Origin of the sequence: Lutibacter aestuarii, assembly GCF_042676885.1 — a bacterium.
Classification (GTDB): Bacteria; Bacteroidota; Bacteroidia; order Flavobacteriales; family Flavobacteriaceae; genus Lutibacter; species Lutibacter aestuarii.
On sequence record NZ_JBHTIC010000020.1, the window covers coordinates 85,886 to 107,890 of the forward strand.

General features: G+C 29.0%; 30 protein-coding genes and 3 tRNA genes. 2 read left to right on the forward strand and 31 right to left on the reverse strand.

What is annotated here, in order from left to right:
• Positions 1-3: 3 nt before the first annotated feature.
• The 25 genes from ACFQZW_RS12930 to ACFQZW_RS13050 form a co-directional block, all read right to left on the reverse strand.
• Positions 4-207 (reverse strand): hypothetical protein, encoded by a 204-nt coding sequence (locus ACFQZW_RS12930; protein WP_386783533.1) that lies wholly within the window; start codon positions 205-207, stop codon positions 4-6.
• Between the two features lie 91 nt (positions 208-298).
• On the reverse strand, positions 299-1,603 hold the full coding sequence (locus tag ACFQZW_RS12935) for a phage major capsid protein (RefSeq protein WP_386783535.1): 1,305 nt from the start codon (positions 1,601-1,603) through the stop codon (positions 299-301).
• Between the two features lie 2 nt (positions 1,604-1,605).
• Positions 1,606-2,247, reverse strand: a complete 642-nt coding sequence (locus ACFQZW_RS12940) for an HK97 family phage prohead protease (RefSeq protein WP_386783537.1) — start codon at positions 2,245-2,247, stop codon at positions 1,606-1,608.
• Positions 2,240-3,472, reverse strand: coding sequence for a phage portal protein (locus ACFQZW_RS12945; RefSeq protein ID WP_386783540.1), 1,233 nt, complete (start codon positions 3,470-3,472; stop codon positions 2,240-2,242). The genes ACFQZW_RS12940 and ACFQZW_RS12945 overlap by 8 nt, the downstream gene beginning before the upstream one ends.
• 81 nt (positions 3,473-3,553) lie before the next feature.
• On the reverse strand, positions 3,554-3,826 hold the full coding sequence (locus ACFQZW_RS12950; RefSeq protein ID WP_386783542.1) for a hypothetical protein: 273 nt from the start codon (positions 3,824-3,826) through the stop codon (positions 3,554-3,556).
• Between the two features lie 149 nt (positions 3,827-3,975).
• Entirely contained in the window at positions 3,976-4,335 is a 360-nt protein-coding gene (locus tag ACFQZW_RS12955) for a hypothetical protein (RefSeq protein WP_386783544.1), read from the reverse strand.
• Positions 4,336-4,490: 155 nt separating this feature from the next.
• Positions 4,491-4,757: a hypothetical protein gene (locus ACFQZW_RS12960; protein ID WP_386783546.1), complete on the reverse strand. Its 267-nt coding sequence runs from the start codon at positions 4,755-4,757 to the stop codon at positions 4,491-4,493.
• Positions 4,748-5,110 (reverse strand): hypothetical protein, encoded by a 363-nt coding sequence (locus ACFQZW_RS12965; protein WP_386783548.1) that lies wholly within the window; start codon positions 5,108-5,110, stop codon positions 4,748-4,750. The genes ACFQZW_RS12960 and ACFQZW_RS12965 overlap by 10 nt, the downstream gene beginning before the upstream one ends.
• Positions 5,111-5,164: 54 nt before the next feature.
• Positions 5,165-5,518, reverse strand: coding sequence for a hypothetical protein (locus ACFQZW_RS12970; protein WP_386783550.1), 354 nt, complete (start codon positions 5,516-5,518; stop codon positions 5,165-5,167).
• A 163-nt stretch (positions 5,519-5,681) separates the two neighbouring features.
• The gene (locus ACFQZW_RS12975) at positions 5,682-6,002 is read right to left on the reverse strand and encodes a hypothetical protein (RefSeq protein WP_386783552.1); all 321 of its coding nucleotides are present in this window, start codon (positions 6,000-6,002) and stop codon (positions 5,682-5,684) included.
• A gap of 209 nt (positions 6,003-6,211) precedes the next feature.
• A complete protein-coding gene (locus ACFQZW_RS12980; RefSeq protein ID WP_386783555.1) occupies positions 6,212-6,427 on the reverse strand; it encodes a hypothetical protein in 216 nt (71 codons plus the stop codon).
• Between the two features lie 13 nt (positions 6,428-6,440).
• The gene (locus ACFQZW_RS12985) at positions 6,441-7,172 is read right to left on the reverse strand and encodes a ParB N-terminal domain-containing protein (protein ID WP_386783557.1); all 732 of its coding nucleotides are present in this window, start codon (positions 7,170-7,172) and stop codon (positions 6,441-6,443) included.
• A 139-nt stretch (positions 7,173-7,311) separates the two neighbouring features.
• Positions 7,312-7,827: a hypothetical protein gene (locus ACFQZW_RS12990; RefSeq protein WP_386783559.1), complete on the reverse strand. Its 516-nt coding sequence runs from the start codon at positions 7,825-7,827 to the stop codon at positions 7,312-7,314.
• A gap of 296 nt (positions 7,828-8,123) precedes the next feature.
• Positions 8,124-8,381, reverse strand: a complete 258-nt coding sequence (locus ACFQZW_RS12995; protein ID WP_386783561.1) for a hypothetical protein — start codon at positions 8,379-8,381, stop codon at positions 8,124-8,126.
• A gap of 6 nt (positions 8,382-8,387) precedes the next feature.
• Complete coding sequence (locus ACFQZW_RS13000) at positions 8,388-10,139, reverse strand: terminase large subunit (protein ID WP_386783563.1); 1,752 nt, start codon at positions 10,137-10,139, stop codon at positions 8,388-8,390.
• Between the two features lies 1 nt (position 10,140).
• Positions 10,141-10,653: a P27 family phage terminase small subunit gene (locus tag ACFQZW_RS13005; RefSeq protein WP_386783565.1), complete on the reverse strand. Its 513-nt coding sequence runs from the start codon at positions 10,651-10,653 to the stop codon at positions 10,141-10,143.
• Between the two features lie 106 nt (positions 10,654-10,759).
• On the reverse strand, positions 10,760-11,089 hold the full coding sequence (locus tag ACFQZW_RS13010; protein WP_386783567.1) for a hypothetical protein: 330 nt from the start codon (positions 11,087-11,089) through the stop codon (positions 10,760-10,762).
• The gene (dnaB, locus tag ACFQZW_RS13015; protein ID WP_386783569.1) at positions 11,089-12,507 is read right to left on the reverse strand and encodes a replicative DNA helicase; all 1,419 of its coding nucleotides are present in this window, start codon (positions 12,505-12,507) and stop codon (positions 11,089-11,091) included. The genes ACFQZW_RS13010 and dnaB overlap by 1 nt, the downstream gene beginning before the upstream one ends.
• 1 nt (position 12,508) lies before the next feature.
• A complete protein-coding gene (locus ACFQZW_RS13020) occupies positions 12,509-13,312 on the reverse strand; it encodes a hypothetical protein (RefSeq protein WP_386783571.1) in 804 nt (267 codons plus the stop codon).
• Entirely contained in the window at positions 13,312-13,689 is a 378-nt protein-coding gene (locus ACFQZW_RS13025) for a hypothetical protein (protein WP_386783573.1), read from the reverse strand. Before ACFQZW_RS13025 ends, ACFQZW_RS13020 begins: the two co-directional genes overlap by 1 nt.
• Positions 13,690-13,700: 11 nt before the next feature.
• Positions 13,701-14,057 (reverse strand): hypothetical protein, encoded by a 357-nt coding sequence (locus ACFQZW_RS13030; protein ID WP_386783575.1) that lies wholly within the window; start codon positions 14,055-14,057, stop codon positions 13,701-13,703.
• Positions 14,058-14,125: 68 nt separating this feature from the next.
• Entirely contained in the window at positions 14,126-14,317 is a 192-nt protein-coding gene (locus ACFQZW_RS13035; protein WP_386783577.1) for a hypothetical protein, read from the reverse strand.
• Between the two features lie 126 nt (positions 14,318-14,443).
• Positions 14,444-14,611 (reverse strand): hypothetical protein, encoded by a 168-nt coding sequence (locus ACFQZW_RS13040; protein ID WP_386783579.1) that lies wholly within the window; start codon positions 14,609-14,611, stop codon positions 14,444-14,446.
• Positions 14,612-14,938 carry a hypothetical protein gene (locus ACFQZW_RS13045; RefSeq protein WP_386783581.1) on the reverse strand — a complete coding sequence of 109 codons (327 nt, stop codon included), beginning with the start codon at positions 14,936-14,938 and terminating at the stop codon, positions 14,612-14,614.
• Positions 14,938-15,270 carry a helix-turn-helix domain-containing protein gene (locus ACFQZW_RS13050; RefSeq protein WP_386783583.1) on the reverse strand — a complete coding sequence of 111 codons (333 nt, stop codon included), beginning with the start codon at positions 15,268-15,270 and terminating at the stop codon, positions 14,938-14,940. The genes ACFQZW_RS13045 and ACFQZW_RS13050 overlap by 1 nt, the downstream gene beginning before the upstream one ends.
• Before the next feature lie 194 nt (positions 15,271-15,464).
• On the opposite strand from ACFQZW_RS13050, the gene ACFQZW_RS13055 reads away from it, so the two are divergent.
• Positions 15,465-15,887 (forward strand): helix-turn-helix domain-containing protein, encoded by a 423-nt coding sequence (locus tag ACFQZW_RS13055; RefSeq protein WP_386783585.1) that lies wholly within the window; start codon positions 15,465-15,467, stop codon positions 15,885-15,887.
• A 200-nt stretch (positions 15,888-16,087) separates the two neighbouring features.
• Positions 16,088-16,552, forward strand: a complete 465-nt coding sequence (locus tag ACFQZW_RS13060) for a DUF4468 domain-containing protein (protein ID WP_386783587.1) — start codon at positions 16,088-16,090, stop codon at positions 16,550-16,552.
• Here ACFQZW_RS13060 and ACFQZW_RS13065 read toward each other — a convergent pair.
• The 6 genes from ACFQZW_RS13065 to ACFQZW_RS13090 form a co-directional block, all read right to left on the reverse strand.
• Positions 16,530-17,801, reverse strand: coding sequence for a phage integrase SAM-like domain-containing protein (locus tag ACFQZW_RS13065; RefSeq protein ID WP_386783590.1), 1,272 nt, complete (start codon positions 17,799-17,801; stop codon positions 16,530-16,532). The genes ACFQZW_RS13060 and ACFQZW_RS13065 overlap by 23 nt on opposite strands.
• Positions 17,802-17,985: 184 nt before the next feature.
• Positions 17,986-18,059, reverse strand: a tRNA-Arg gene (locus tag ACFQZW_RS13070).
• Positions 18,060-18,101: 42 nt separating this feature from the next.
• Positions 18,102-18,176: transfer RNA gene (locus tag ACFQZW_RS13075), tRNA-Pro, on the reverse strand.
• Positions 18,177-18,197: 21 nt separating this feature from the next.
• Positions 18,198-18,281, reverse strand: a tRNA-Ser gene (locus tag ACFQZW_RS13080).
• A gap of 101 nt (positions 18,282-18,382) precedes the next feature.
• A complete protein-coding gene (locus ACFQZW_RS13085; RefSeq protein ID WP_386783592.1) occupies positions 18,383-20,437 on the reverse strand; it encodes an HD family phosphohydrolase in 2,055 nt (684 codons plus the stop codon).
• Positions 20,438-20,475: 38 nt separating this feature from the next.
• On the reverse strand, positions 20,476-21,873 hold the full coding sequence (locus ACFQZW_RS13090) for an NAD(P)-binding protein (protein ID WP_386783594.1): 1,398 nt from the start codon (positions 21,871-21,873) through the stop codon (positions 20,476-20,478).
• Between the last annotated feature and the right edge of the window lie 132 nt (positions 21,874-22,005).

Below are 22,005 nucleotides of genomic sequence, written 5' to 3' on the forward strand. Positions count from 1 at the left end.
TTGCTATTTTACTTTAATTGCGTACTCGTCATCAATTAATTCTTTAGCCTTTAATTCAGGAAGTTCAGCAACTTCACCTTCATTGTATGCTAAATTATATTTACCTGTTGGCGACAATAAAAATTTAATTTTAAGTGTTTTACCTACGGATGATGCTTTTGATTTAACATCCTTTTTATTACCTGATATTCTTTCTGAATTTTTCATTTTTAAAAAATTAATATTTGATTTAAAAGGGTTGGCCACGTTAGCAACACAACCCTTTCTACCTAACCAAACTATTACTATGAAACAAATTTTACGCTGTTAACCAATCTTTTACAACTGCAAAAGATTTTGCACGTTTAACTAAAATGTCTATAAATTGATTTACTGTAATTTCAATAATTCCAGCTTTTTTACCTGTAATATTATCTACTACCATATCATAGAATCCCCATTCACCAATTAACAAGTCGGCAAAATTTCCAAAAATTGCAGCACTACATACACCTACTGATGTGCCTTTATCTAAATCAGATGGCACTAGTGTTGATACCCCAACTTTATAGCCATTAATTTCGTTTGCCGGTGTCATTAAATAACCTAAATCACCTGCTTCGTGTTTAGTAGTTTTTAATTTTCCTTTAGTTACAGGGTTTATTAAATAACCCATATTAGCAGCTTCTGCATTTACGTTGTAAATACCAGTTTCCATACCTACAACATTTGCCCAAGTTGGCGCAGCACCATCTGTTCCACCAACTACTGCAAAAGTACCTGGAGCATTTAAAATACCTAAAGGAACATTACCAACACCCGAACCATTGATACCTGCAATATCGATAGCTAACTGCGTAGCTAAACGAATATCTGAAGCTGTCATAGCTTCTAAATTTGGAGTTGATTGTATTAAATTTTGTAATGACACTTGTACGGTTGCAGACAAACGTTTTGGATCCATTGAAATTTTACCATACGCATTTTTAGTAGGCGCAACTGTATCTCTCTCACCTTCCCAAGTTGCTACAATACCACCGTCATTTGTAGGAAATTCTACTTTTCCTGTTAAGCCACGTAAATAGGTTGCCCCCATTTGTTCTAAAATTGGTTTTGGACGTAGCTGATCTATAATACCCATTGTTTGAGTACCAACTAAATTTGCACCATAAGCACCAGCATCTTGCGTTACTGTTTGCGCTGTATCTCTTTTTTCAGCTCCATTAGGTATCGCCACTCCTTGTATTGCTACACCAGCGGCTTTTGCTGCTGCTCTCATTTCCTGATCATACTCTGCCTCTACACCTTCTAACTTACCGCCTTGTAATTGTGAACGTAATGCTCTGTGTAAAGAGTAATCTTTTAACATTTTACGTTTTTCTTTTTGTTCAGATTCGCCAACGGTTTCGCCATTTGTTGCTGCCAATCTTAATTCTAAAGCTTCTGCTGCTTCAGCTCTTTTAATTTGAGCATCTAACGTTTTTAATTCTTCTTGAATAGCATCAAAACGTGTTTCTTCTTCAGGAGTAAATTCTCTTTTTTCTGATTTTGCTAAGGTTACAAATCCTTGTTGCTCCGTTACTAATGAAGCACGTTGTTCTTTTAATTGCTTACTTGTTTTCATTTTTATGAATTGTTTTTATTAATTAATACTTGTGCTTCATAAACACTAAGCTTTCTTTTTTCAGAATTGTTATTTGAGGTTTTGGCTACATAAGCATCGTGACTACGCTTTGCTACTGTAGTATCTTGATAGGCTGGGTAGGTTACTGGAGATACATCGTATAATTTTTCAACTTTTACTATTTGGCGTAAATCCATTTCTTCTGATAATTCTCTCCATACAACTTCCTTTGCTTTAAATGCAAATGAAGATTGTGATACATTGCCTAAGCGTATATTTTCTGCTAAATCATTTGCATAGCTTACGTTAGGTGTTTCATATCTATATTTTAACCCTTCATTATCTACGGTTAATGTTAGTGTACCTTCGCCATTTACAGATCTGGCTAATACATAATTTGGATTGTGATTGAATAAGCATCGAACATCGTCTTTTAATACATCATCAAAAGCACCTGGTAAAATTTCTTCTTCAAACCAATTACCTATTTTGGTTCTAGAATTAAATCGCGCTGCAATACCCTCAATTACTGCTGGTTTATTTTCATCGCCTTCTTCTCTTTTTTCTATTGTTACTGGAGCAACAAAAAATCTACGTTCTGCATCTTCAGAAATTATTTTTATGTAATCTTCTTTTTTACTCATTACTCGTATTTTTTAATAATTTTAATTGTAGCTCTATTTGCTCCATTAACTGTGTATTTACTGGCGTTAATGGTTCATCTAAACCATCTAATTGATTCATTTCTAATAAGCCTCTAACCTCATTACGCGTATATACACCAGCATATATTAGTTTGCTCCAAAATTCTGATTGCGTTTTTTTATCCGCACGCAATAAGGCAGCTTCGTTAAATTTTACGTAATACCCATTTTTTAACTCTAATGATGTAAATAGTTTAGCTTTATATTCAGCTTCCATTTTTAAAGCCCAAGGCACAATAGAATCTGCCACGTGAGCTATTTCTAATTGTTCTGTAATAGAATTATTAATGTTTTCGGTAGATTTTAATTTGTGTAAAGGCACATTTAACCATCTTGCAACATCCTCAATACCAAATTTATTGGTAGCTAAAAATTCAGCTTCTTGTGGAGAAATTCTTAAATGTGTAAAACCTTTTGCTTCATCTGCTACTGCAACTTTAAAGCTAGAACCGTTAGAGGAAAGTGCCTCACCCATTGCTTTACCATATCTAATTTTAGCATCAGGGTCCATAGGTTGTGCAGCGGTAACTACACCCATTCCTATACCTTTGTTTACATAATATTCAGTTCCAAATTCTTGCGAAGAAAGTGCAATACCTAAACTTTGAGCTGCGTGTGTAATTACACTTATACCTGTGATGCCATTAAATGAAAAACCAGGTAAATGCAACATATTATCTGCTGGCACCACTTTATTATTAAACTTGTAAAATAATTTATCATTAAATTTTACAACTTCTACTGGCGTTTTATCTTGGTCTATTAACTGAATAGCACTTGGTTGTGAGGTATAATTATTTCTAATTATTTCTGCATATCCATTCCCTTTTAGTAAAGCGTGCTGTAGAATAGTTTTATGAAACATTATTGCAGTCATATACTGATTTGGTTTAGTACCAATTAAGTATTGAACTGGATGATCTGTTTTTTTAATACGGTTTTTATCTTGCTTTTGAAATACTGCTTTTGGTAGTTTTGCAAAATCGTTTGTAATAATTTCTATTCCATTATAAAATGCAGACAATGTTAGCGCTGAATTTGTATTTATAGGAATTCCATTTTTAGAAGTAGCACCAAACAACCCACTAAACCAACTACTTGATAATGTAGTTGGTTGCGAGCTACGCAAATTGAATAATGGTTGAAATGTTGTTGCTAAATCCACACTAAAAACTTTATTTTAGTGTAAAATTGATGCTATTGTGAAGATAAATTTGCCAACAATGTTGGCATAGTTTTAATTTATTTATGCAGCTATTAAATAATTATATAATTTTTGAACTGAAGATTTTGTTAAATTATTATTACTTACTGTACCAATTAATGAAGTTATTTTTTTTAGTTTTTGAAGTGTATAAAATTTGCCATTTAAGGTGTAACCTACAGAATAATTTTTAACTCTTTTTTTACTAAATCTATTAGTTTTATAGTTAAATAACTTTTTATCTACAGTAAAAGCATAATTAGGAAAGCCCTTTATTTTCCATTTAGGAATATAAACATAGGTATAATCTTTCATTTTGGTTTGGCACTATTATAGTTTGATTATTAGATAGTTAATTTATTTTAGGTTTGGGTTATACATAGTTATAAGTCATTTGGCGGATGCTTGGCGTTGCGAAATTGTTGTGGAAACGCCAAACATCGTATAACTAATCATATAAATTATTAAAGCAGTATTTTATACTTATCATAATTTATCCAATATCCTTTATGCTCAAAACAAAGCCTATCATACAAGCCTATCCTTGTAAGTGCTTTTATTTGAGCTTGTGTAGGTTTCTTTTTTATTATAGCCGAACCATATACACTACTACCAATTAAAATCCACCCTAAATTCATTACAACATCGTCTGGTTTTCTTGGGTATTTTATATTTTGGAATAAATTATTAGCTATTTCATAGTGCATACTAACAACCTCCTTAAACATACAACCTTTATATTTGTGTATATTTCCTCGTCTATCAATAAAAAACTGTACGTCAATTCTATCTTTGTTTTTTTTGTAGTTCATTTTTGCATCCATAACTAATAATATTTAACAATTCATATAATTTTCCGTTGTGTCGCAATTGCAAAAAGCCGATGCTTAATTAAAGATAGCGAACGCTCGTTTATCTGGAGCGGAGCCAGAAGCTAATTTTTTTGCAACGGACGCACAACTATGTATAACAGTAATAACTACTTACTGTTTTTTAAAACAAGGTCGTATTCTTCACCCATTTGTACTAAGGGTTGGTCTTTACTCAACATAGCACAATACACCTGCAACATATCGCTTTGTTCTTTCGTTAATCCTATTTGCCTTATACGTCCATCTTTCGTTTCTTGTACAAGTGCTAGGTTTCCTATTTTAGTTCGTTCAAATTTTGCCATATTTATTAAGTTTATTTTTAATTTTTCCGTTACTACTGTTATACTTTCCGTTGGCGGTAATGTTAAGACCATCTTTCAACGTCAATGCTTGGTCGCCACTTTAAGGATATTTGACCACTTTCTTTCAATTTATTAAAAGTATCTTTCCTTATAGTTTTGGTATCACCTGTACTTTCAACTAAAGTGTAAGTGTATTTTCCATTTTCAAAATCTACTTGAATTTCCGCACCATAATTTTTACAAAGACCAAGTATTATTAATTGAGTTCGAGAAAAAACACTACCGCCAACTCCGTTTAAAATTAATTTAACTTTTTCATTCTCTTTTTCTTCTAAATAAAGTCCTGTAATATGAAAAGCTGATGTAAAATCTATTTTTTCATCCCACCACATTAAAAAATCTATTAAGTTATTTTCTTTATCCATAATTATTTTTGTATTTAATTAAACTAATTTTAAACATTTCAGTTAGTGGCAATGTTAGAACGACCTCCGAAAATAGATGTCCTCCGAATTATTATAGCTTAATCTCGTTCCAATCGGATTACCGCAATCAATTAAGCCCCAACTTTGTTTTTGGAATATTAAATGCTTTTTGAAAACGTTAATAAATCGCTTAAATGATTGAACCACTTTTAAATCTTGACCTTTGATATATCTATATGTTGGTTCTTTTTCTCCCTTTTCAAAAAGATTCCAAATATTTTCACCAGTAAGGCTTGATTTGATGTAATACTCCTTGCCTTGATAAATAACAAGATCGTAAGTTGTTGGCTTAAATGATTGTTTAAAAGCCCAAAAAATTTGTCTGATTTTTACTTCTATTTTTCGCATTGTATTGAAATTTGTGAGAAACACTGCCACTAACAGCGTGTATAAAAAATGGCGGGTTTCTCGATTAATTTAAAGTTTTTTAAATCTAATTAAGTTCTGCGTTTGCTGAAAGTTTTGGTGTTCTAATCCGCCACTTCTTATACACGCAAAACGTTAGGGTGCATTAGTTCCAAGCTATCATTTTTGCTAGGTCTGGCATTTGGTCTTTAATGAAGTCTTTAAAAGCATCTTTTCTAATTCCTAGATTGTATTCAAGGTTTACCATTTTTACAAACGAGTTGGCTTTTAAGTTTTGTTCGTTCATTATTGCAATCATAGCAGAATCACTTTTGGCTTTTCTTGCTAACTGTATTGTTTTAACTTCATTAAAGAAATCCATCAAACTAGAAACAACGCAATAGTATTTGTGGTCTAATTCACTATCCATTTCGTTTGGTTCTTTTAGTTTCTCTTTGTATTTTTTAAAGTATTCTATTGCTTTCATATTATCAAGTAACGCACCCTAACAAAGTATAAAAACAAAAGCCTGTTAAGGTGCTTAATTTTAAAGCTTTTGTCTGTTTAATATTTAGTTTTTAATTCAAAGTTTCTCTATTGTTTTAAGGCTTCAATTTTTATACGGAGCCGTTCATACACAATTGCCTTCGGGCGTAATCAATCGCTTTTATCAAAGCTCCTTTGATTACTCAAACTCTAACCATTGCTTTTAGAAACAACTGAATAAAACATACCATTCACCTCTTTATGCTCAAAATCAAAATTCATAGATTCAAACATATCAATTATCTGATCTGTAAATTCATAATCATAACTAGCTATAACGCTTCCATTTTTTTTATAAATAGCCTCAAGTCTTATAATTTCATTAAAAACATTTTCTTCGTTTTTAAACCTTTCTGAATTTGTCATATTTTTTATTTTTTTAATATCTTAAATTCACTTTTTCTCGGCGTCTGTAATTATATATTTCCTCAATTAAAGAAACATACTGATTTGACGTTGAGCAATCAACTAATGCCGTAGGCTGTAATTTTAGTTTTTGCAAAAACTCTGTAAATTCAAAATTTTCATTTTTTAACAAACCTAACATTGCTAAAAAAAATGAACGCCTTTTCCAACCATCATAATAACTAGATACAAGCATTATCTTTTCTACAATTTTACAAGCTTCACTATATGATTTAATTTTAAATTTTCCACTAAAAAAAACTTCTGTTGGTTTATTTAATTGAGCACCATTTAATAACCACATAGACTCATAATGGCCTATACCATAAGTGTCTTTAAAATCTCTATACTTAATATAGTCTGGATAACCTAATTTACAATAACCATCTAAATAATCATCAGAAGTCCAAGTTTTAGAATTTTGATTAAGTATATGCACTTCATTCAAACCATATCCTTTGCAAACAACATAATTTAATGGCAACTTTAATTCTTTAATAACCTCAAATCGATGCTGACCATCAATTATTTCATAATGCTCATTCACAATAATTATATTAAACAAATAATTTTTTTCTATAGATTTTTTTAATCTATTTGTGTGCAATAGATTTTTATTCCTATTACCTTCAATATGCTTAAATAGCATATAATCTTTGGTAGTGTAAACTTGACTATTAGTCATTGGTTTTAAACTTTTTTCCATTTTTAAAAATTATTAATTATTAATATTTAGCTTTCTACGGCAGCCATTTACCCACGCTTTTTTTGTTTTTATTTTAAAATGTGCTTTTGTTAGAAAAAACCTGTTATTCATCACCCAACAGGTGTTTATAAAAATTCAATTACCTTTCTATTTGATACCTAATTTCAATTCCAATGTTTTCTTTTAATTTTGAGGACCCATACATTGCTTTTAAATCTAACCGATTTACTAAACTTCCTTTTAAACGAATTTCAAATTTTGTAAAAGGAGAATATCCAATAGTTAAGTTTGCTCCTGGTGATAGTTTTGGATTTATTTTTTGTTGATTTAAAAATCTGCCACGGCTTATTAAATGAAGCTCTGGACCAAAGGAAAGCGACCAATTTTTATGATAGCTTGTAAGTACATAATTTATATAGTAGGTTGTTGCAAAGTAGTGAGGCTTTAATTTTGCATACTCGGCACCTATTGCAACTTCTATATTATTAGATAATTTGGTTCCAACATTAAAGTAAATATCTACTACTGGAGTTGCATCATTTTTATAAGCGCCTTTTATTGCTAATTTTGGGTCAAATCCAATAGTAGCAAAATAGGTTTCTTGTGATTTTGCTAGCGTTGTTAATAGTAATATTAGGTAAAGTAATTTTTTCATAGTTTTTTTGAATTAAATTGTTGATATAACAAAAAAAATAAAGCTACTATTTGACTAATAATAAATAAGTAAACAATAACAATTCTAGCTATTTGTTTTTTTACAAATGGTATATCTAACAACATAGTTGTTAAAAATGGAAGCAAAAAAAGTAATATGTAAAGTATTATAATTTTTGTGTTTTTATGTTTGGATTGAAAAGACATTGTTCTGCGTTTGGATTTGTAATTATTATTTTATATTTATTATTAGATAGGTAGTATTTACATTGCAATTTTAATTTGCAATTAAACTTTTCACATCTCATTTTTTCTTAATTTTCTGTTTACATTTTGAAATGCTTTATAACTACTATAGCGTTGTACACCTACTAGTTGATAATAGGTTTCATTTAAATAATCAAATGCTTCTTCTCTAGTTTTAAATTTTGGTAAACTATTAAACCACTCGTTATGAAATCCTTTTACGGTTACTAATTTTTTTAATAAATTAAACTCTGTTGCTAATTTTAAATACTCTTTATCATTAGCTTTTTGTAACGGTGTTTTTTGCATTTTAAATTAATTTTCTATTCCAAAAGAAATTTCTTTATTTGGATTGTTATAAACACTTTGTTTAGTTTCTTCTTCAGGTGTTAATGAACCTCCTAAAGCTATAATTGCAGCTATAATTGGATCAATTCTTTTAATACCTGAGTGGCTGCGCCCTTTATGAACTTTTATATTTGAATTTGGATCTTCAATAATTACACAACCACTTAATGCCCATTCCATAATTGGATGCCCATTATGTTTTATCAATCCAGCATAAATCAATATTTCAAATTGCTTTGTTGGATAACTAATTATACCTATAGACTGACTAAATGTTGAAACATTAGTAACACCATCTTCTTCTAATTCAGCGAATAAAGAATCTGCACCCCACGGATCAAATTCATTTGTATGTATGTTAAATTGCTTATTATTTATTTGAAGTGTATGTTTAAAATCTTTTAAATCTATTCTATTACCTGGTGTTGCAATTAAAAATCCATTATCAGCCCAATATCTGTACGGCACTCTATCTTCTTTACTTCTAACATCAATTGTATCTTTAGGACAAAATATAAATGGTAATAAATATCTAATACCTTCTTCATCAGGTTCTGTTAATAATACGTGCGCACTTAAATCTGTTCTTGTACTTAAATCATTTCCAGAAAAACAACCAAATTTTTGTGCTTTTTTTATAAATAATTTTAAATAATCTTCTTCAGATAAATTAACATTGTTTTTGCGCCATATTTCAGTAGGTATCCAAATTTCAGGAGCATCTACCCACATATTTAAATGTTTGGTTTTAAAATTTGGTGCCTTACTAGGTTGGTTTTTTGCTTTTTGAAATTCTTTTCTTAAAAAATCTAAAGTTACTGTTACTCCTAAATTTGGATTTGCTTTTACCCAGTTATTTTCATCTTCCCAATCATCGCCTTCATCCAAATCGTGAATCATTATAAATGCGTGATCGTCATTTGCAATACCATCTAAAATAGCAATCATACTATCTTCAAAGTTTTTGCAAACTCCTGCCACATTTACACCTGCTGTTGTTATGTGATAAATTAATGGTTGCTTACGTGATGCCGAAGAACTTTCTAAATTTTCTTTTACTGCATCCGTTGGGTGTGCGTGATATTCATCAATTATTGAAAGAGAACTATTAATACCATCTTGTGTTTTACTATCGCCACCCAAAGGTTTACAAAATGAATTGGTTGGTAAAAATTTAATTTCTTTTTGAAGAACTCTAAATCCTAATTTTTGCAATAAACTTGAAGCTTTGATAAATTCTGCTGCTTGATTAAAACATAATTTTGCTTGTTCTTCTTTGGTTGCTCCAACATAACACTCTGCACCTTCTTCAAAATCAAAACCTAAATGAAATAAATTTACCCCAGCCATTAATGCTGTTTTACCATTTTTTTTTGCTTGTTTATCGTAAACTACATTTATTCTTCTAATTGCCCCTGTAGGTTTATATTCCATCCATCCAAATAGATTATACAATGTAAATTGTTGAAAGGGTGATAATAAAAATGGTTCGCCTGCTGTTTTACCTTTAGTATGTGTTAAAAATTTTTCAAAGAAATTAATTACCATCATTCCTTTTTGATGATCTAAATAAAATTTATCCTCTAAAGCATCTTCAATCCAATCAAAAAAACGATTAACCGCTTGCTTAACTCTTTTACCAACAACAATATTTCCTTCCAATACATCATAAGCATATTGAAATGGAATAGAGTTTTTTTGTTGTTTGGTTATTTTCATTTTATTGCGCTGGCTTTAATTGCTCTAGTACTTTATCCCATAGTGATAATTGCCCATTATCGGCTTCTGTTACTTTTAATTTTTGACGGTCTTTTATTGATAAACCAAAATGCGCTGAAACCTTATCTAGTTCTTCTGTGGCTTGTTTATATACTGTTGAATACCCAGTAACATTATTTGTTTTATTTTCAAAAACTTGCACCCATCCAGCAACACCATCTTCCTTATCTAATAAATTCAGTTTATTTATTTTAGCTATAATCTTAGATCTTTTATCCATACTAACAGCGGCTGTTTGTAGATGCATTAAATCTAATTGAGTAAATTGTTTTGTAGTTAAAAATTGTTTTCCAAACCAATACCACCATTTACGTTGGTCCTTAGTTAAGTTCATCTCATTTTTTGGAGATGGAAGTTTCTCTAAAATTTCATACAATTGTTTCTCTTCTAGAGTAGCATCTTTTTTAACACTTCCTGAAGAACTGTGTACTATTTCCATTTTACTATCTTTCATAACTTCAATTGTTTACCCCCCCTATCTAAATATTTACTATGAGTAAAATTCTAACTAGCAGACGATGTAGGGAGATACACCTATCTACGGATTTTACCCCATACCCCTATTTTCCTTTATAACCGTGACCTTGCTTACCTGATCTACTGTTATGACATTTATCACAACCTGCTTGAAAATATTCTTCTTTTAAATCATTTAAATCCCAGCCAGGTACATTTTTACCATATTGATATAAATGGTCTGTTACAGTTGATGCTGTAATTATCCCATCTTCTTTACATTTCATCTCACATAGTGGATGCTTCTTCTTAAACCAACTACTAAACTTACGCCACTTCCAATTGTTATAAAACCAACTGTTATCCTGCTCTCGTTCAAATGGTTTACGTTCTGATACCCATGGTCTTTTACGTTTCTTTGGTGCTGTTGGCATTATATAAAATGTTCTTTAGTTTCTACTTGATCAAACTTATCTTCTACATCCATAAACTTTGTTTTATCTCCTTGCCAATACAAACCTTTAGTTGCCAAACTCCCTGCTCTGTACTTTGCAAAATTAATTTCGGTGTTTGCACCTGATTGCATCAAGTGTTCCTCTAATTCAAATCCATAATATTCAGGTCTATATATAAATATTACAGTATCAGCATCTTGTTCTAATGAGCCACTCTCTCTTAAATCTGATAACATTGGGCGCTTATTACCACCTCTTGTTTCAACTGCTCTACTTAGCTGTGATAGTGCTATTACAGGTATTTTTAATTCTTTTGCAGTTGTCTTTAATTTTCTACTAATAGTAGATATTTCTTGCTCTCTATTTCCATTTTTACCATCACCACTCATTAATTGAATATAATCAACAAATAATGCCTTTATGTCATATTTTCGTTTCCAAAGCCTTGCTTTCATTTGCATTTGATGAATATCCATACCTGCTGTATCATCAATGTAAATAGGTAAATTATTCATTTCATTTTGTACTAGATGCAACGTTTGAAAGTATCGATCGTGTTCAAAACCTTTTTTAATTAATTGTGATAAATGAAACTCACTATTTATTGCGACTAAACGAGCTGTTAATTGTTCAATACTCATTTCTAAACTAAACATTCCAACTGCTTCATTGTTAAATGCTATTTCACTTAAATTTTTAAGTATTAAACTTGTTTTTCCCATTCCTGGGCGTGCTGCAATTATAACTAAATCACCTGCTTGCCAACCGCCTGTAAACTTATCTAATGTTTTAAAACCTGTTGTTACCCCTGCTAATTCATTATCTTTTTGATTACTCAACATTTCAACTCTATTAACAACCTTTTGTAACGCAGCACTAAAACTTATTTGATCACTTCCAGTGCTTAACATTTCTGTTACTTTATCCAAGCCTTTTTCAGCTTCTTCTAGCAAATCAAAAATATCAACTGTTTCTGCAAAAGAGCTGTTTATTTGAGTGCGAGAATTATCAATAATTTCTCGCCTTACCCATTTTTCTAATACAATTCTACAATGATATTCTATATGCGCTGTAGATGATATTTTACCCATTATTTGAGTTAGTATTAAATCACCACCTACAATGCTCATTGTATCATTTTTTATCAATCTGTTACTTACAGTTAATAAATCAACTCCAATGTTTTCTCTTACTAAATCTAAAATAGCTTCATAAATAACTTTTGCTGTTTTATTATAAAATACTTCACTTGTTTTTATTAGCATTATTACTTCATCTACAGCACGTTTATCAAGCAACATTGCCCCAACAATTGCTAACTCTATTTCATTATCTTGAGGCAGTAACAAATTAGCATCAATTGTTTTTTTATTATATTTTGGTTTGGTTTTAGCCATATTATGCTGAATAGTTTTTTAAGTAGGTAGGTTTTACTTCGTTTTTAATGACTTTTAAATTATTATTTAAAACACTACAATTTTTAAAAAGCACACTCCAATCTTGCTGATCCCATTCATAACAAAAACTTTCAAAACGATGTATTTTTTCTTTTGATTCAGCTTTATATTTTTTGTAAGCTTCAAATTGTATTTTAAATTCTGTAAGATTTATTGATTTTAAAAACCCATAAACTTTCATTTGCTGGACTTCTGAAGTTTTCCCAAAATAGCTACCAACCTTCTTTGCATAATCTTTTAAATTTTCTTCACACACGCCCTTTTTGTGTTTATCATTAGTAGTATTATTATTATACGTCGGATTTATTTCCGACCCTTGTTCAGCAACATACTTATAATCAGGTTTTAAGCTTTGATTTTGAGGTTCGGATTTATTTCCGACCCTACTCGGATTTATTTCCGACCCTTGTTTAGGTTCGGATTTATTTCCGACCCTAAAATATAATTTTCCTTTAGGTGTTAATCGAACATAATTTTTATTACTTCTACCTATTTTTTTCACTTCAATCAACCCTATTTTTTTTAAAATTAAAACAGATCGGTACACTGTATCTTTCACCTTAAAAATCAATGGTAATTCAGCAATAATTTTAGAATAAGATAAATTATAGTATACTTTATTAGCAATAATTTCACTATCTGCCCAAGTATTTAATTGTCCAATTAGATCCATTAACGCACCTTGTTTTTCATTTAAACCATACTTTACACATTGTAGCTGATTTATTATTATATTATACCTCATTACGCCACCGATTTTTTTAAGTTTTTTAGCTTCATTTCTTGCTTATACTCTATATACAATTTGTACACTTTTAAATTAAATTTTTTATCAATTTGCGAGCGCATAAACACTTCTTTGGCATAGGTCATAATTTCATCTTCAGTTAACTCGTAAACATCCGTTAACAAGCCAATAATATCACGTTTAGAGCCACTAATACTTACTATTGCTAAATAAATTAATACATTAAATGCTTTAGGCGTAAGTTTAGTTATTGTAGCTACGTTGTAATGTTTTTTTACCACTTTTTCTATAGCAGCAATTTTTGGATCAATAATTAAATTCAATAATTTTTGCTCATTTAATTCAATAGTAGAAGCATTATTAGTTACTTGCATAATTTGGTATATTAGGTTAATAAAGTATTTAATTGAATAGGAAATTGTTGTTGTGCTTTTTCAGGATTTTGCACATACATTTGGGTAATTTGGTTTATTATAGTTAAATCAACTACATTTAATTTTGAAAGTTTTTGAATTAAATTATCAATCTCATTAAACAAATTAGTAGTTAATTCAGGATCTTCTTTATACACTTCAAAAACTTGCTTTTTTAACATTGGAGTTAAAATATTACACACTGTATTAGCGTGCTGTTTAAGTTTTCCATTATAAAGGTTAGTTGCTCTAACATCATCAATAGCTTCTACAAGTAATTGAGCTAGCAATACTACTTTTAAACTATTTAATCTTATATCATCAGTCATTTTACAATACTTTAAAGCCTCCGCAGGTGAAACCCCTAACACCCACAGCGGCAGATAAAAAGAAACATTTAAACTTGAAAGTTTTTAAATTGGTTATATTCAGTACTAACCAAACTTACTACACTGGTAAATTTTGATTTTCTAACGGTATTATTTTCAACAAAACCTGTTATTGGATGCACGTTATTTTTATAAAATACAGCTCGTTTATTTTTTAAATTATCACTAATTGGCGGTTTTTGATCTTCAGTATAAATCATATCAACAAATTTTTTTACATATTTTACATTGTTCTAATTTTTCAAAAAAAGCTGTAGGCTTACATAATTTACCAGTAATACAACTTTTACTATAGGTTTTAGCAACCTTGCCAAACACTTGTTTTTTTAATTCCACGACCATAATAGCAACATAACTAGTACTACATACCCAATTAAAAAATTAATAAATTTTGATCGTTGTTTTAAAGTTGGTTTAGCTTTATATGCTTCAAATTGCTTTAAAAAAATAACAGCCATTAACAAGCCAATTAATATGTGAGGTATCAATTTCATTTAATCTAAATTTTGAAGGTTTCTAATAATTTCAATTACAGTTCTAGTAACCATTTTAACACCGTCTTTACCTTTATACAAATGCTCTGGATAATTTCTTTTAATAAAGCCAGTTAAACCGTGAACTACTTTGTATTTAGTAAGTTTATATTTAATAACCTCACTAGGCTTTAATGCAGGTTGTTTTAATAGTTTTTTTTGCACTTTTTCAAGTGCTCGTTCGGCAATTAAATCTTTAATACGCAGATCATCTTTATGGATAATTACCAATTGATTATCTTTTAAGTGATTCATAAAATCGTTAACATCAACTACAGCTTGTACCATTATTTTTTAGTTTTTATTGTACGAGAAATTTTTGCACGCGTTCTAATACGCGGCGGTCTACGTAAATCAATATCTGTTACGTTCAATACCATATGTAGCTGAATTGCTAAAAACAATACAGCTTTTAAAACATCACTTGCCTTAGGCAAGCTTAAAATGTACATACGCGTTATATCTGCTATATTTTTAGCTCCAATTTTTGCACGTATATTACGTGAGTGCGTATGTACAGTAAGTTGACTAATAAATAATTTATCAGCTATTTCTTTTTCTATACAACCTTGCGCAATTAAATGCGCAATACGGTTTTCTTGTTTGGTTAAAGGTTTCATAACTTGGGTTTTTTAGTACTACTTTTATTGTATTTTAAATTGCTTTTTTGCATAACTTTACACAATGTTATACATTTGTTATAGCAAATAAATATTTAAACATCAATAAGTATAACAAAAGTATAACTTTATTTATATTTTACAAATTAATATATATCTTTTTTTATATTTTATAAATATAAATCTCTTATAGTATGGATAATCAAGGAGTTAGACTTAAAAGACTTTTAAAATTAAAAGGTATAACAAATAAAGAATTGGCTGAAAAAATGAAATTAAGTAGAAATTATATATCTATTTTAATAAAAAACCCTGAAAAAATAAATAATAAATTTATATATAGTATAAAAAAAGTTATACCTGATTTAAATGAGAATTGGTTAATAAATGGAGAAGGGAAACCTTTAATTTCAAATAATTTTGAAGAAGAAGGTCTAATTTATAAAAAAAATAAACAAAATATTGCAACACATCAAAACACCTTATTAGCTAAAGTTAATAGGTATATAAAAAAATTAGAAGCTATAGAAGAACCTGATTTAATAGACTTACAACAACTTGATGAGGCCCTCGATTTAAAAAAGAAAATTCAAAAAGAACTTGATTTATTACAATAATTTTTACGCTGTTTTTTTAATTTTTTAAATTTATTTTTATATAAATACAATAAATAAGCGTTATACATTTGTTTAGTAGGGTTAGTTTTTTTCATTACTTTATAATTAAAAAATTAAATATACTATCATTTTATAACCTATATCCTGATAATTTTTAGCAAAAAAATAGTACATTTACAAGTATTTATAAAATTTTAACTATGAAAAGGCTATTATTTATTTTTATAACATCTTTTACAATTATCAATTGCGGATCATTAGTCGCTACAAAAGTGCCAGCAGAAGAGTTTTCACAAGAAAAAATTATTGAAAATTTAAATTTAAAAAAAGATAAACTCTATGTTATATCTAACGATTGGATGGTTGATACTTTTAATGATGCAGAAAGCGTTATTCAATTTACCGATAAAGAAGAAGGTATTGTTATAGGTAAATATTTATTACAAGGCGAACTTATAATTGCTGATATTATTACAAATGATACTCGTATTTTTGCCAAAATTAAAATTGAAGTAAAAGATAATAAAGCAAAAATTAACATAACACCAACAACAGCTATTAATATTTTTAAAGAGCAACACAAATTAACTATTAAAGATAAAATTAATAATTTAATTATAAGTTTTGAAAATAAAATAAGCTCTATAAATTCAAACTCTTGGTAACCCCTGCTTTATCTGTAATAAGTTGATGTTGCACGTCAATAATAGCAGTTGGCAAACTATTTTGATAATTAAAAGTTATTTGTTTAGGTTTATGGCCCTGAAGCTGCATTATAACTAAATCATTTAACAATAATTCTCCACCATAACTTCTAAAAATATATCTAGTACTTTTACTTGTAATTACTGTAGTTAATTTTAAATGCTTACTAACTGCCTTTAAACTACGATTGTAATTATTACGATAAGTAGTATATTGCGTTTCATTTTTAGGGTTTGTTATAAAACTAAATATACGCTCATTATCTTTAGTTCCATAAGTGTCAATTACCCATTTTGCAAATGGCATAACTACATTATTTACCATAACACCACCGCCAGGTTTATTTCTATTTTTATATCGCTTAAATTGCAAACGTCCATTTTTATAATTTTGCCACTTCAACAGTGCTATATCAATAAAATCGTGGCCACCAATTACAAATTGAAATAACCATAAATTAACCACTCTGGTATTATAAAAAAGAATAGATTTTGGAGTAAACTTATGAGGTTTAAAATGCAGTAATTTTATAAAATCATCGGTTGTAAACTCTATTATTTTATTAGAATCTATGGTTTTAATTATTCCTAAAAATGGATTTTCATTTTTAATATTCAATAAAGGTCTGCGTTGAGCTTCTTTGTAAACAGCACGCAATGTGCGTAAATAAGCCATTATACCAGAATCTCCAGTGCCTTGCTTTTTTTTATATAAAATAAAATTATGCATCCAAGTATAATCTATTAAATTTAACGGCGTATCTTCACTTAAAAATTGTTTAAATTGATCTTTAGTTTTTATATAAAAACGAGTGCTTTCACCCTTTTTAATTTTTTCATCTATAATAACATCAAAAAATTCTAAAACACCCACATTAGATTCATTTAATAATTCATTCATTCGTTTTTTTAAATCTAATAATTCAACGTTTTTATCTTTATTAAATAAAGCTAAATAAACACTTAAATTAGTTTCAGACTTAAAAATTAAATGCTTAATTTTATGATTATAATTCAATAATTGCGGATAAACAAAATTAAAATTTGGTGCATCTGGGAAAGGCTCTTCTTTTTCAAAATTCCATTGGTGCTTAAAAAAATACCAACCTAAAGCAATACGTTTTCTTATCTTTTTATAGCTAAAATAAAATACAACTGGGTACCCATTTTTATTTTTTTTATTGGTATATAAAATTATTTTAGCAACCATTTTGTAGTGTTTTGTTTTACAAATATAGTACAAAAGGTAGTAATATTTGTACACTTTTCGTACACTTTTGTGCTAAAATTGTTGCTTTTTGTACACTTTTAAGCACTTTTAGCAACTAAACTAAAAAATATAAAACAATAAAAAAGCCTTACAAACTCAATGTTTATAAGGCTTTATAAAGAAGTGATCGCGACAGGATTCGAACCTGTGACCGTCTGCTTAGAAGGCAGATGCTCTATCCAGCTGAGCTACGCGACCATCAGAATTAGTTAAATTCTTAAATATTAAAATTTAAAGTAGTCGGGGTGGCAGGATTCGAACCTGCGACCTCCGCGTCCCAAACGCGGCGCGATAACCGGGCTACGCTACACCCCGAAGTATTTCTTTAAATTTTTGCGGAGAGACAGGGATTCGAACCCTGGCAACACTTACGCGTTGACAGATTAGCAATCTGCTCCATTACCACTCTGGCACCTCTCCTAAAATATGTGTATGAACTTATTTTTGCGAGTGCAAATGTAACATTACAATTACATTTAAACAACATTTTTTTACTTTTTTTACATAAATTTTATACAATTTTATTCAGGATATTCAATTCGTAAATGATAAATATTCTTTAACTTCTTCTTTAACACCTTTTTAATTATTTGTAGTTCCTTAAATGTAATATCTGCATTCATAAATTGCCCATCTTCCATTTGTTTATTTACAATTTTTTCCACTAAAGCATCAAATGCTTGTGCTGTTGGCTCTTTAATGCTTTTAGAAGCGGCTTCTACAGCATCACACATCATTAAAATAGCTGTTTCCTTTGAAAAAGGAATTGGACCTGGATATTGAAAATAAGATTCATCTACATCTTCTCCAGTATATTCTTCTTCCTTTTTATAAAAATAATAAACTAACGAGGTTCCATGGTGAGTTCTAATAAAGTCAATAATTCTATCTGGTAAATGATGTTTTTTAGCTAATTCAACTCCCTTTATAATATGGTTTATAATTATATGAGCACTGTCTCTAGGCGTTAGTTCATTATGAGGATTTACATTAGTAGATTGATTTTCTGTAAAGTACATAGGATTATCCATTTTTCCTATGTCATGATATAAGGCTCCTGTTCTAACCAACATGGCATTGGCATGGATCTCATTTGCGGATGCTTCAGCTAAATTGGCAACTTGTAATGAATGTTGAAATGTTCCAGGAGCTTTTTCTGCCAATTCTCTTAATAATTTAGAATTGGTATTTGATAACTCTTTTAATGATTCATCAGAAATTAATCCAAATAATCTTTCAAATATATAAATTAAAGGTAAAACAAATAAAGTAGCAGCACCATTTAAAGCAAAGTATAAAAATTTCTCCCAATTTAAATTACTTGCATTACCTTCTTGAATTATAGAAAAAGCAAAATAAGCTATAAAATACACAAAGGTAATTTGTAATACCGAAATAAATAAATTAGCTCTTTTGTACAATTCTGAAATGGTTAAAATGGTTACAATACCAGCTATAATTTGAAGAAAAATAAATTCAAAACTATTAGGTACAATAAACCCAAGCAAAAGCACGGTTAAAACATGTGAAAACAGTCCTAAACGGGCATCAAAAAAAGCTTTTAAAACTAGCGGTAATATCACAATTGGAGCTACATATACGTATTGTGCATCATATTTTACAATAATGGTTATTAAAAGAACTATTAAAATAATATTGAAAAAAATAAAAGTCACTTTATTATTATTTTCAAAAATATCTAACCTATATTTTCTTAAAAATAAGAATAACATTAAAAATGCGAGAGCAACTAAAATAGTGTATCCAAAAACAATCCAGTTGTAATTAGATTTACTCCATATTTGAGATTCAAATTCATTTTTTATTGAATTTAATACTCTTAAATTTTCACCCTCTACAATATCCCCTTTTAAAATAATTCGTTCATTTTCTGAAACCAAACCTTTAGTATATGAAATTTTATTTAAATTTTCTTCGAGTGTTTTTTGCGTAAAAACTTCATCAAAACTTACATTTGGCTTTATAGCATCATATAAAATATTGAGAAGCTGGTTTTGCACTTCAGTATAGGGTTGAGTTCCAATTTTAGAATTCAGAAAATTTAATATTTGTGAGGAAGTAAAAAGTTTATATGGCTGAATTTCCTCAATTTTATTTCCTTTGCGTAAGGTAATTGCTGCTTTCTCTATTTTCGATTCACTTGAAGCTTCTATATAGCCATATTGGTATATTGTTGCAAGTATTGTTGCTATTCTAGTGTTTAAATCAAGTTTTTCTTCTTGTGATAATTCTGAGTTTTGAAAAACTTCGGTTGATTTTTGGGTGACTTCATTTTTTACACGTTCAACAATTTCTTCGTTATATTCAAAAAAATGTTTTGAATTTTGAGTGATTTGCTGCTTTTCATTCTCTATTTCAGTCTCCGTTTTTTGGATTGCAAAATCAAAAGGTGCATAGTAATTTTCATACTGCCAAGGTTTTCCTTTTTGAAATTCATATTTAAACTGACCTCCTTTAGGAAATAAGTAAACTACCAGTATGATAGTTGCTATGTATAAAAACAACTTATAAATTAAGGAATGATTTACAAGTAATTTATTGATGAGTTTTTTCACGAAGTTGTTATTTGCAATTCAAAAATAACAATATTATTTTATAAGTGTTTGCAAGAATAAGTATTTTTTAAAGTTTCTTCCAACCTAATAGGTATATTTTTTTTAACCCAATCTTTATAAGTAGTATATCTTTGAGCTTTGTGTATTTGAGAGGTTTTGTTTAAAATTTGTTGAATAATTGATTTTGGTTGAATTTTAAAGTCATTAACTTCTAATACAATAGAGGCTAGTTGTTCTTTCACCTTTGCCTTTATTTGATTGTTATGATTTATCAACCACTCTTCAAATTTATCTTCTGTTAAGTGTTTGTCTATAATTACTTCCGTCATATGCTTTCCATGTAGTTTAGATTCTTGTATATTTCCTCTACCAGTTACTGCGTTTCCTATGGCAAATACATTATCAAATTCTGCTACATGGTAATCTCCGTTTCCCTTCATTTTTAATGAAGAATACTCGTACTCTAACCCACTTATCTGCTCTGGAATACTTCCTATTGATGAAATTAACAAATTGGTTTTTATTTCAAAAAAATTATTTTCAATTGGGACAATTTTATGATTATTAAGCTTCACTTTTTGAAAAATTACACCTGTTAATTTATCATTTTCTTCAGTAAAACCATAAGGAATACTTAATGGAATAAACTCAAATAAATATTTTTCAACATATTTGTTAAGCAACTTTTCTGATACTTTTTTAGCCGCCTCTATACTTTCTAAACTATCACTATTTGACGATTTTAAAGGCATTTCCCTTGCCGTTCTTCTGTATACTAATTTGGCTTTACCAATATTGAGTTCCTCAAAGTCAATATTATATTCTTTTAAAACACTATCAATTCCTTTTTTTTCTATGGTAAATAAATCAACATCAATTCCTTTTTTCAGGTATAATTGTTTTTTTACCAATTCAATCATTACAATTTTAACTACATCTAATGAAGCTAAGCCTCCACCGACAACCACTGTATTATTTTTTATGAAATAATTTTTCCCTAAATAGTTTCTCTCGTGTTTATGGTTAAACCAATTAACCAATGAATTTTGATAAATTAGTTCTCTATCTCTAAATCTCTCCATATTTTTAACAGGAAATTTCCTATCTACCCAAGCACCATTTGCTAAAATTATTGCAGAAAAACCCCAGTTGTTTACCAAATCTAAAAAATCAATATCATCTCCAATTTTTGTATTTGGAACAAACCTAATGTTTGGGTGGTTAAGTTTCTTATCAATTTCTTCAATTTGCCTATCTCTTAACTTAAAATGCCAATTTGGCAAACCATCTTCAATTTTACCATACGGTAATTTATTCATTTCAAAAACAACCACTCTAAACCCATTTTTAGCCAACAAACTTGCTGCTTCAGAACCAGAAATTGACCCTCCAATAACTGCTATATAATGTTTTTTAAATGTGCCATTTTCAATCATAATAATCAGATTTTGAATAGTTCATGAAAATTATAAAACCTTTAGCTTTTGAAAGTAATAATTATTACAAATAATAAACTCTATTTTAAAAACTAAAAAATTGTCTAAAAATGCCTAAATTCGCATTTGAAA

Bases quoted from the DNA above. Each gene is read 5' to 3' on its own strand.
- ACFQZW_RS12930 (WP_386783533.1), bottom strand. From the start codon at position 207: ATGAAAAATTCAGAAAGAATATCAGGTAATAAAAAGGATGTTAAATCA.
- ACFQZW_RS12935 (WP_386783535.1), bottom strand. From the start codon at position 1,603: ATGAAAACAAGTAAGCAATTAAAAGAACAACGTGCTTCATTAGTAACG.
- ACFQZW_RS12940 (WP_386783537.1), bottom strand. From the start codon at position 2,247: ATGAGTAAAAAAGAAGATTACATAAAAATAATTTCTGAAGATGCAGAA.
- ACFQZW_RS12950 (WP_386783542.1), bottom strand. From the start codon at position 3,826: ATGAAAGATTATACCTATGTTTATATTCCTAAATGGAAAATAAAGGGC.
- ACFQZW_RS12955 (WP_386783544.1), bottom strand. From the start codon at position 4,335: ATGGATGCAAAAATGAACTACAAAAAAAACAAAGATAGAATTGACGTA.
- ACFQZW_RS12960 (WP_386783546.1), bottom strand. From the start codon at position 4,757: ATGGTCTTAACATTACCGCCAACGGAAAGTATAACAGTAGTAACGGAA.
- ACFQZW_RS12965 (WP_386783548.1), bottom strand. From the start codon at position 5,110: ATGGATAAAGAAAATAACTTAATAGATTTTTTAATGTGGTGGGATGAA.
- ACFQZW_RS12970 (WP_386783550.1), bottom strand. From the start codon at position 5,518: ATGCGAAAAATAGAAGTAAAAATCAGACAAATTTTTTGGGCTTTTAAA.
- ACFQZW_RS12975 (WP_386783552.1), bottom strand. From the start codon at position 6,002: ATGAAAGCAATAGAATACTTTAAAAAATACAAAGAGAAACTAAAAGAA.
- ACFQZW_RS12980 (WP_386783555.1), bottom strand. From the start codon at position 6,427: ATGACAAATTCAGAAAGGTTTAAAAACGAAGAAAATGTTTTTAATGAA.
- ACFQZW_RS12985 (WP_386783557.1), bottom strand. From the start codon at position 7,172: ATGGAAAAAAGTTTAAAACCAATGACTAATAGTCAAGTTTACACTACC.
- ACFQZW_RS12990 (WP_386783559.1), bottom strand. From the start codon at position 7,827: ATGAAAAAATTACTTTACCTAATATTACTATTAACAACGCTAGCAAAA.
- ACFQZW_RS12995 (WP_386783561.1), bottom strand. From the start codon at position 8,381: ATGCAAAAAACACCGTTACAAAAAGCTAATGATAAAGAGTATTTAAAA.
- ACFQZW_RS13000 (WP_386783563.1), bottom strand. From the start codon at position 10,139: ATGAAAATAACCAAACAACAAAAAAACTCTATTCCATTTCAATATGCT.
- ACFQZW_RS13005 (WP_386783565.1), bottom strand. From the start codon at position 10,653: ATGAAAGATAGTAAAATGGAAATAGTACACAGTTCTTCAGGAAGTGTT.
- ACFQZW_RS13010 (WP_386783567.1), bottom strand. From the start codon at position 11,089: ATGCCAACAGCACCAAAGAAACGTAAAAGACCATGGGTATCAGAACGT.
- dnaB (WP_386783569.1), bottom strand. From the start codon at position 12,507: ATGGCTAAAACCAAACCAAAATATAATAAAAAAACAATTGATGCTAAT.
- ACFQZW_RS13020 (WP_386783571.1), bottom strand. From the start codon at position 13,312: ATGAGGTATAATATAATAATAAATCAGCTACAATGTGTAAAGTATGGT.
- ACFQZW_RS13025 (WP_386783573.1), bottom strand. From the start codon at position 13,689: ATGCAAGTAACTAATAATGCTTCTACTATTGAATTAAATGAGCAAAAA.
- ACFQZW_RS13030 (WP_386783575.1), bottom strand. From the start codon at position 14,057: ATGACTGATGATATAAGATTAAATAGTTTAAAAGTAGTATTGCTAGCT.
- ACFQZW_RS13035 (WP_386783577.1), bottom strand. From the start codon at position 14,317: ATGATTTATACTGAAGATCAAAAACCGCCAATTAGTGATAATTTAAAA.
- ACFQZW_RS13040 (WP_386783579.1), bottom strand. From the start codon at position 14,611: ATGAAATTGATACCTCACATATTAATTGGCTTGTTAATGGCTGTTATT.
- ACFQZW_RS13045 (WP_386783581.1), bottom strand. From the start codon at position 14,938: ATGGTACAAGCTGTAGTTGATGTTAACGATTTTATGAATCACTTAAAA.
- ACFQZW_RS13050 (WP_386783583.1), bottom strand. From the start codon at position 15,270: ATGAAACCTTTAACCAAACAAGAAAACCGTATTGCGCATTTAATTGCG.
- ACFQZW_RS13055 (WP_386783585.1), top strand. From the start codon at position 15,465: ATGGATAATCAAGGAGTTAGACTTAAAAGACTTTTAAAATTAAAAGGT.
- ACFQZW_RS13060 (WP_386783587.1), top strand. From the start codon at position 16,088: ATGAAAAGGCTATTATTTATTTTTATAACATCTTTTACAATTATCAAT.
- ACFQZW_RS13065 (WP_386783590.1), bottom strand. From the start codon at position 17,801: ATGGTTGCTAAAATAATTTTATATACCAATAAAAAAAATAAAAATGGG.
- ACFQZW_RS13090 (WP_386783594.1), bottom strand. From the start codon at position 21,873: ATGATTGAAAATGGCACATTTAAAAAACATTATATAGCAGTTATTGGA.